Annotated in this window: 3 protein-coding genes; 1 reads left to right on the top strand and 2 read right to left on the bottom strand. The window is 44.2% G+C overall.

The features are described from left to right. On the top strand, positions 1 to 1344 hold a 1344-nt coding region (locus A3EU_RS0124330), incomplete at its 5' end, for a T9SS type A sorting domain-containing protein (protein WP_026211564.1). Between the two features lie 548 nt (positions 1345 to 1892). Here the strand turns inward: A3EU_RS0124330 and A3EU_RS0124325 are convergent. Together A3EU_RS0124325 and A3EU_RS0124320 are read right to left on the bottom strand one after the other, a co-directional pair. Further along, positions 1893 to 2813: a PorP/SprF family type IX secretion system membrane protein gene (locus tag A3EU_RS0124325; protein WP_020538807.1), complete on the bottom strand. Its 921-nt coding sequence runs from the start codon at positions 2811 to 2813 to the stop codon at positions 1893 to 1895. 221 nt (positions 2814 to 3034) lie between these two features. Next, on the bottom strand, positions 3035 to 7692 hold a 4658-nt coding region (locus A3EU_RS0124320), incomplete at its 5' end, for a T9SS C-terminal target domain-containing protein (protein WP_020538806.1).

Here is a 7692-nt window from a genome sequence, read left to right as displayed (position 1 = left end):
TGCCAATTGGCAGCTTGTTTTCCTCCTGCGGATTCTGTAGATATCACTTTTAATGTCAACATGGCTCCGGTAGCTACTTCACCAGAAGGAGTCTACTGGCTCAATAGCTTTGAGGCTCCTGGGGAGTTTCCTCTCACCGACATGAACCAGGATGATATTTACACCTTCACGATCCGCCGCCCCGAAGGTTTCTCTACCTATTATAGTATTGCAAATGGCACCTGCCCAGATCTCAGTTGTCTGGAAGATTTGGAAGGGCAAGCCTGTGCTGATCCTTTCGAACTCAATTATCGTTTGCTTGATCCCGTTTATAGTGATACGATATTGAACCTCTGCTTTGGCAGTTGTGACACCATCAATTGTATTATGCCCATTGATTCCGTAGATGTTCAGATTAACGTCAACATGGCTGCTGTCGACGTGGCCCCTGAAGGTGTCTATCTCATAGAGGGTGCTTTTGGTGCCCCTGGCATCAACCCAATGGAAGATGCTGATGGCGACGGCGTATACTCCATCAACCTGACGATCCCAGAAGGGTTCAATAGCTTCTATAGTTTCAGTAATGGATTGTGCCCAGATCTAAGTTGCAAAGAAGACCTTACAGGACAAGATTGCGGCCCACCAAACGCTAACAATAACCGTTGGTTATCCCCTGTAATGCAGGATACTATCATCAACACCTGTTTTGCGGAATGTATCCCTGATTTGGATTGCACGCTGCCGCCCCAAACAACTCCCGTTACTTTTGGTTTTCACGATCCACTTGGTGGAGAGGTAGCCATATTTTTGACGGGTGAATTTGGTTTAACAGATAATGATTTTGAGTTGACAGAATCTTCCGCTGGTAGCGGAGAATGGTTTGTTACTTTAGATCTTTTGCCTGGCACCTACTATTACCGCTTTGGGATTGGCACTCCCATGAACGGTACCCTAGAAGCTTTTCCTATCGGGCAGGCCGATACCTGCACGGTTGATTTATCAGGTGAGCGCTTCCGGGAAATTACGGTAGAAGATACCGCTTTAGAGTTGGAGCCCGTCTGCTTTGAACTATGCTACTACTGCGAGATCATTGATAACGTCACTACTCCTATATCTGAGGTCTGGAGGTTCAAAATCCAACCGAATCCAACAAGTGGACAAACAATACTCAGCTGGGAAGCTAATAGTGGTGATCATATTCGAATTCGACTAATGAACACCATTGGGCTGGTTACCAAACAATTTGAATTGCCTGCCGGAGAAGATAAGCTATTAATTCCTACAAATGATTTACCCGCTGGTATTTACTGGGTAACCCTTGAAACCGAAGGGGTATACCTGACTCAAAAACTAATTATTCAGTAAATTAAAAAGGATGTGAACTGTTCAAAAAACAGTTCACATCCTGACATAAAAAAAGCTCTTCCCTTGAGGGGAAGAGCCATCCCAAAAACCGATTTAAGAATACACTTGAAAACGGTTCTTGTGAATCACATACAATCCAATCGCCTTATCATTGGTCTTTTACGGAAGCCTTACATGAAGGTTACGTATATATAAGTTTTTTTATAATTATTTTTCTCTCAAAAAGCTTCGGCTAACTATTTCCATCTTTCTCAAACTTAATCTAGCTAACCGAAGCTTAGATTTCTGCTCATCAGAAACCCTCATTGAACACTATATAACCATTGTCTTGCCTGAGTGGGAAATATTCCTACTAGGCTCTTCCGCCAGAAAGATGCCCTTATTTGGGCGGCTTTGGCCAATAATGCTAATGCTATTAACTGTAAATCAATTACCATGCCAAAGTCGGCAAAGAAAAACCCGTTATCGCCAATGGAGGCAATAACGGGTTACAAATTGTTTTTCTCTTTATAGAGAATTCGTGGAATTAGTAATAGGCTCGGTGGTTATTACTGGTTCTTTTTCTTATCACGCTTTTTAAACGTCAAGGCTACTGTGATTTCATGCGAACCCGTGTTGTATTTCTGGAACCGCTGGAAAGAAACGTCGTAGGAATAGTAGAGATTAAAGTTAGTCAACCTTGTTCCCAGCAAAATCCCCATAGCACCAAGGCCAGCACGGTAAGAAAGGCCCGCGATCAATTGCTCATCCAGGAAGCCCGCTTTCAGGTTCAAATCCATCTGGAAAGGTGCATTTCTGATCTGACGCAAAAGAATCGATGGCTCTAGACTCACCTTCTGTTGTGTAAGCTCAAAGCGGTGACCTACGTTGAAAGTGTAATAGCTAAAAAAAGACTCGGAAGCACCTACTCCTGCAATCTCAGACAAGCGACTGCTAACCAAGTTATTGAAAGTTATTCCGCCATAAGTATTCTCACGGAAAGTACCGTAAATACCGAGTGCAGCATCAAACTGTCCTTTTCCGTTCAACAAGTCTTCTAGCAAAGCATCAGCTGGATCATAAAAAGGACTTGCCGTGATGTCGCCATCAATTCTCATCTGTTGGAACTCTGTAAAGAAACCAAACGCCAGTTTCCAGTCATCATTCACCGGATACCGGAAGGCATAATCCAATTGTAGCTTGCTACGGCTCATTTGTGCAGCTGTCTCCGAGAAGATGCCAATACCTAAACCGAAGGTACGCCCCAACGGGCCATTGTACCGGGCTGCAAAGGTTTTAGGAGCATCCTCAAACCCTGTCCACTGCATTCTCGCATTGAACTGTAGATTATACGTTTCATCAAAACCCGCTGCGGCCGGGTTAATCAGTATAGGGCTGATGTTATAATGCATGAAAAGTGCTTCGTCCTGTGCATGGACTAAAGTCTGTAACACGCTAACCAAACCCAGAAGGAGTATTAGTTTTTTCATGGTGGGAAGCTTAATCAGTTTTGGGAATTATAAGTATAGGGATACTGTTATTGCGCAGAAAATAAAACGCGATTTTTCTTAAGTTTTCCAAATAGTTAAAACACTTGAAATGAACCGTTTATTTAACTATTATGAAAAACAAAATCGCTTTTTATTTTCGTGCTGTTCTTAGGAGGGCTGAAAGCAGACGCGAAGTTTGCTTTCAGCCACCTTATTATTTATTAGTCACGAACGATAGTCAATGAACCACGTTTCTGTAGAGGTTCTCCACTTCCGGGGCTGCTATAATCAAGCACCCAGTAGTAAGGACCAGCAGGCAGTTCATCACCATTTTGGGAAGTACCTTCCCAATCGTTACTGTAGTTGTCTGTTTCAAAAACCAGTTGCCCCCAGCGGTTATAGATTTCCAGATGGTTATCCGTCAGCGCATCAGCACAGAAGATGATAAACTCATCATTAGAACCATTACCATCAGGTGTAATAACAACCCGATCTTCAAAACACTCAAATCTTTCATCAGCTACTTTTCCTTCTACTACCTCAGAGCTACAACCATTTGCATCAGTCACTTGCAACATGTAAGTACCTGCGCACAAGTTGGTAACTGTTCCTGTGTTCGGATTACCCGGAATATTTATCCAATCGTAAGTATAAGGAGGGTTTCCACCCAAAACAATTGCCATCACTGAACCATCACAGTTCTCAGCATCCGTATGAGGTTCTGTTTCAATAGTAACGATGATCGGAGAAGATTCAGCAATCGTGTAACTATCAATCACCTGACAATCATTCGCATCAGTAACCGTCAACGTGTAAGTACCAGGGGCTAAGTTTGTCAATTGTTGACCAGACTGTCCGGTTGACCATGCGTAACTATATGGAGCTGTTCCTCCAAAAGCCTCAACAAAAATCTCGCCATCTTCCCGGCCGTCACAGCTTACTGTCTTAACAGAAGAACTAACACTCATGGGTTGAGGGGCAGTCAACTCTATGGTTGTTTCTTGCTCACACATGAAGTTATCGATCACCAGAATCGTATATGTACCAGGGGCTGCATTCGTAAGGAGACCTGTATTATTGGTTCCTACCATAGCGCCTTCCAGTTCAAACTCGTAGGTAAAGCTGGTTGAAGCACCATTATTAGTGACAGAAGCTTGAATTTCACCATCTACAGAATCCGAACAATCCAGCATGCTTGAAATCACTGCCGAAGCAGTAAAATCTGACTGCGTTTCAATTTCGTAGTTACGAATAAGCGTAGCACCTGTACCGTCGGTAATAATAACAGTATAAGTATTTGGGGAAAGGTCAGTAATAGATGCATCCATAGAGATGGTATCATTACTTCCTTCTGCCATCCAAATAAAGGTATAAGGCTCCGTACCTCCCGCTGCTGTAACAGTGATAGCACCATCCGTACTATCCATACATCCCGCATCGGTAATGACTACTTCTTCTGTCATTTGCAAAACCTCATAACTGATCGGTAAAGAACAATTGTTTTCATCTCGGATAATGCCTGTCAATGTAGTAGGGCCAGTAACCCCAATTACTGCGGGGCCATTAGGATAGCCATCCCAGCTAATTGTCGGTGTTCCTGTTCCTCCACTCACCAGAACAGTAACGCTACCAGAGCCACCAGGGTCTTCTGTATCATTAACTACTGTCGCTAAGTCCACACTAAGTGGCATAGGCGATCCAATGGTGAAGGTTCCTGTAAGGTTATTTCCTCCAGCATCAATAATATCGAAATCATAATCACCCGCAGGTAAATTGGTGATCGTGCGCTCCCCAGTAGCATCCACTGTAAATGGACCGATATTCATCATCCCATTATTCAATGTGATATTTATTGGTTGCTGACCTCCTGCTATACCAAATAAAACAGAACCATCCGTATCACCAGGACAAGAAACAGGATAAGCAAACAACTGAACTATTGAAAGAGGTGCAGAATCAACATCAAAACATGCTGATTGAGTACACCCCGCGCCATCCGTCACCGTAACACAATAAGTACCAAAGGCTAAATTGGTAATATTCTGCATACTAGAGGTATACATACTCGGACCAGTCCAAGCGAATGTGTAACCGCTGCCACTGCCACCACTTACCGTGGTAAGGGTAATTGTGCCATCGTTGATTCCAGTAACATCAGTTACCGTTCCTTCTATCAGGATCGGATCACGTTCTTCAACCGTAAAGTCTGCAGAAATACTGGTTCCTTCACAGTCGGTTATAATCACTCTATAAGTACCCGCACAAGCGTTCATCAAGTCTTGCGTAAATGCGACATCAGAATTATCCGCAAGATTAATCCAGCGGTAAGTCTCCATACCGGGGCAACTGCCGCCAGCAATCGTAATATCAACCCCGCCATCGCAACTTCCAGGACAAGCATCTGTGAAATTGAAGAAAGTCAGTCGCAATACTTCATGAATGTCGAAGCAGGTTGAGGCCATACATCCGAAGGCATCAGTTACTGTTACACAGTATTCTCCTACAACCGTGATATCATTAGGGTCTTCTCCTGAGAAGATATAACCATCGGGGCCTGTCCAACTATAATCAAAGCTAGGACTTCCACCTGTTACCGTTAGGTCAATCCCACCTGGAGACCCACCGCCTGGAATTAAGGTCACAGCACCTGTCAAAACGATAGGTTGGGCCAACTCATTGACCTGCATATTACCCAATACCTGATCACAACCATTCTGATCAATGATCGTCACACTGTAAGAACCAGCGGGCAGGTTGTTTTGAGTTGTAACATTATCAGGTAAACTACCACTCCAATCATAAGTCAGCGGAGGTACGCCACCACTCGCACTAATCGTAATGGAGCCTGAACTATCACCAGCACAAAGAATATTGGTAATATCTACCACCGAAGCAGTAATCGCAGGTGGAGAGGTAATTTCATAGGTACCACTCACCATCATACCTGTAGAGGTATCAGTAACAGTAACCATAACAAGCTGTGCACCTTGGCCCGTTACACTTGAACCTGACTGTCCAGCGATTGACCACTGATAGGTATAATTTCCGGAACCATTCACCATACTAACGATGGTAACAGAACCGATTGGGTCATCAGCACAAGTTAGGTTTACAACATCAACTTGCCCGAACTCCAATGGTAGTACAGGATCACAAGTAATCTCTCCCGTTGTGCCACTGAAAGCGACCACATCTTCGTTACTGTCTGTAATTTCAATAGGAGTAGGACTTCCACCAATGGTTACAGTGGTATTATTATCGCTTAGTTTATTAAAACAAATCGAGAACAAAACAGCATCAGGGTCAAGACTCACGCCACTTCCTGTACTGCTTTCCCACTGGAAGTTAATCAATCCTGTAGAGGCGTTAAACGACGCTGTCGTTAACCCTGGCAAACCAGCATTGATGTTGTTTACCTGACTAAAGTTCAGATCAGTACTGTTATACGTAATACTGAACTGCATCCCCTGAATGTTGGTAAACATAGAGGCCGTAAAGTCCATACAGAAGTTTTCACCAACACAAGCTTCCTCTGTAGAAAGGCTGGCAGCAAATGTCCCTGGATCATCCTGGCCTATTGTGATCGTTCCTTTCACACCAGTAAAGGGAACTTCCATCTCGTCGCCATCGATAATTTCAATTGGGGTTGGCATACCAGAGAAGGTTACCATCGTCGTGGCCGTTCCAATAACATCAAAACACACTTCAAAAATCACCTCACCATCTGGTAAGGTTACGCCTGCCGCGAATGGGTCATTCCATGTAAACGTCAAATCACCGGGCATTGGGTTTCCTCCTGAAGCAGAAGTAAAGCCTACTAGTGCAGGATTGAAGTTCTGTGTTCCTGTGAACACCAATGCAGTTGGATCGTAATTTATACTAAACTGCATCCCCAGGATATTGTCAAAATCATTCACCGTTACCGGTAAACATACATTATCACCAGTGTTGGCTGTAGCATCTGCCAGGATTAGGGCAAAGCCCGATACAGGAGGGTTTATCGTTACCGTACCGCTGTTCACACTCGACGTGACCGCATCACCATCGCCATTCTGGATCATCCGAGGGGCAGGAATCGTTACATCTGAAGTCGTATTTCCTACCACATCAAAACAGATCCTTCCTAGTGAGCTATTATCAGCTAACGTTACTCCAATGGCATTGCTCCAATTTACCGTCAACACACCCGCAGATGGGTTTGTGATTGACGCGGCTCCCCAACCAGGCAGCATAATATTGAAGTTTTCTGCACCCGTATAACTTAGAATAGAAGCATCGTAGTTTATATTAAACTGCATGCTCGTGATATCTGTGAAGTTCGTTACTCTCAAAGGCAGACAAACATTGTCACCTTGATCGGCCGTTACATCCGTCAATGTAAGTGTAATCGGGAGCGGGCCACTCGTCGGAGGGCTGATTGTTCCAGATACACTGTTGAACTCAACCTCCATCTCATTGCCATCGATAATTTCTATCGGCGTTGGTGTTCCCGAGAAGACAACTGTGGTACTCACATCCGTCATAACGTCAAAACACAACTCAAACAAGACATCTCCGTCAGGTAAGGTAACGCCTGCTGCGAAGGGATCATTCCACGTGAACGTCAAGTTGCCCGGTGTAGGGTTACCCACTGACGCGGACGTAAAGCCAACCAATGCAGGGTTGAAGTTTTGAGAACCCGTAAACGTCAAGGCTGAAGCATCGTAGTTAATACTAAACTGCATCCCCAAAATATTCTCAAAATCATTCACCGTTACAGGTAAACATACATTGTCGCCGTTGTTTGCCGTAGCATCCGCAAGGATCAACGTGAAGCCATCAAGCACTGTGTTGATTGTAACTGTACCACTGTTCACATTCGACGTAACTGCATCGCCAT

This window comes from Lewinella cohaerens DSM 23179, assembly GCF_000379805.1.
Taxonomy (GTDB): domain Bacteria; phylum Bacteroidota; class Bacteroidia; order Chitinophagales; family Saprospiraceae; genus Lewinella; species Lewinella cohaerens.
Note: the sequence above shows the minus strand (reverse complement) of the source record. Positions and strands in the feature narration are given on the sequence as shown.

Excerpts from the sequence above, each read along its gene's own strand:
- A3EU_RS0124325 (WP_020538807.1), bottom strand. The coding sequence starts at position 2,813 with ATGAAAAAACTAATACTCCTTCTGGGTTTGGTTAGCGTGTTACAGACT.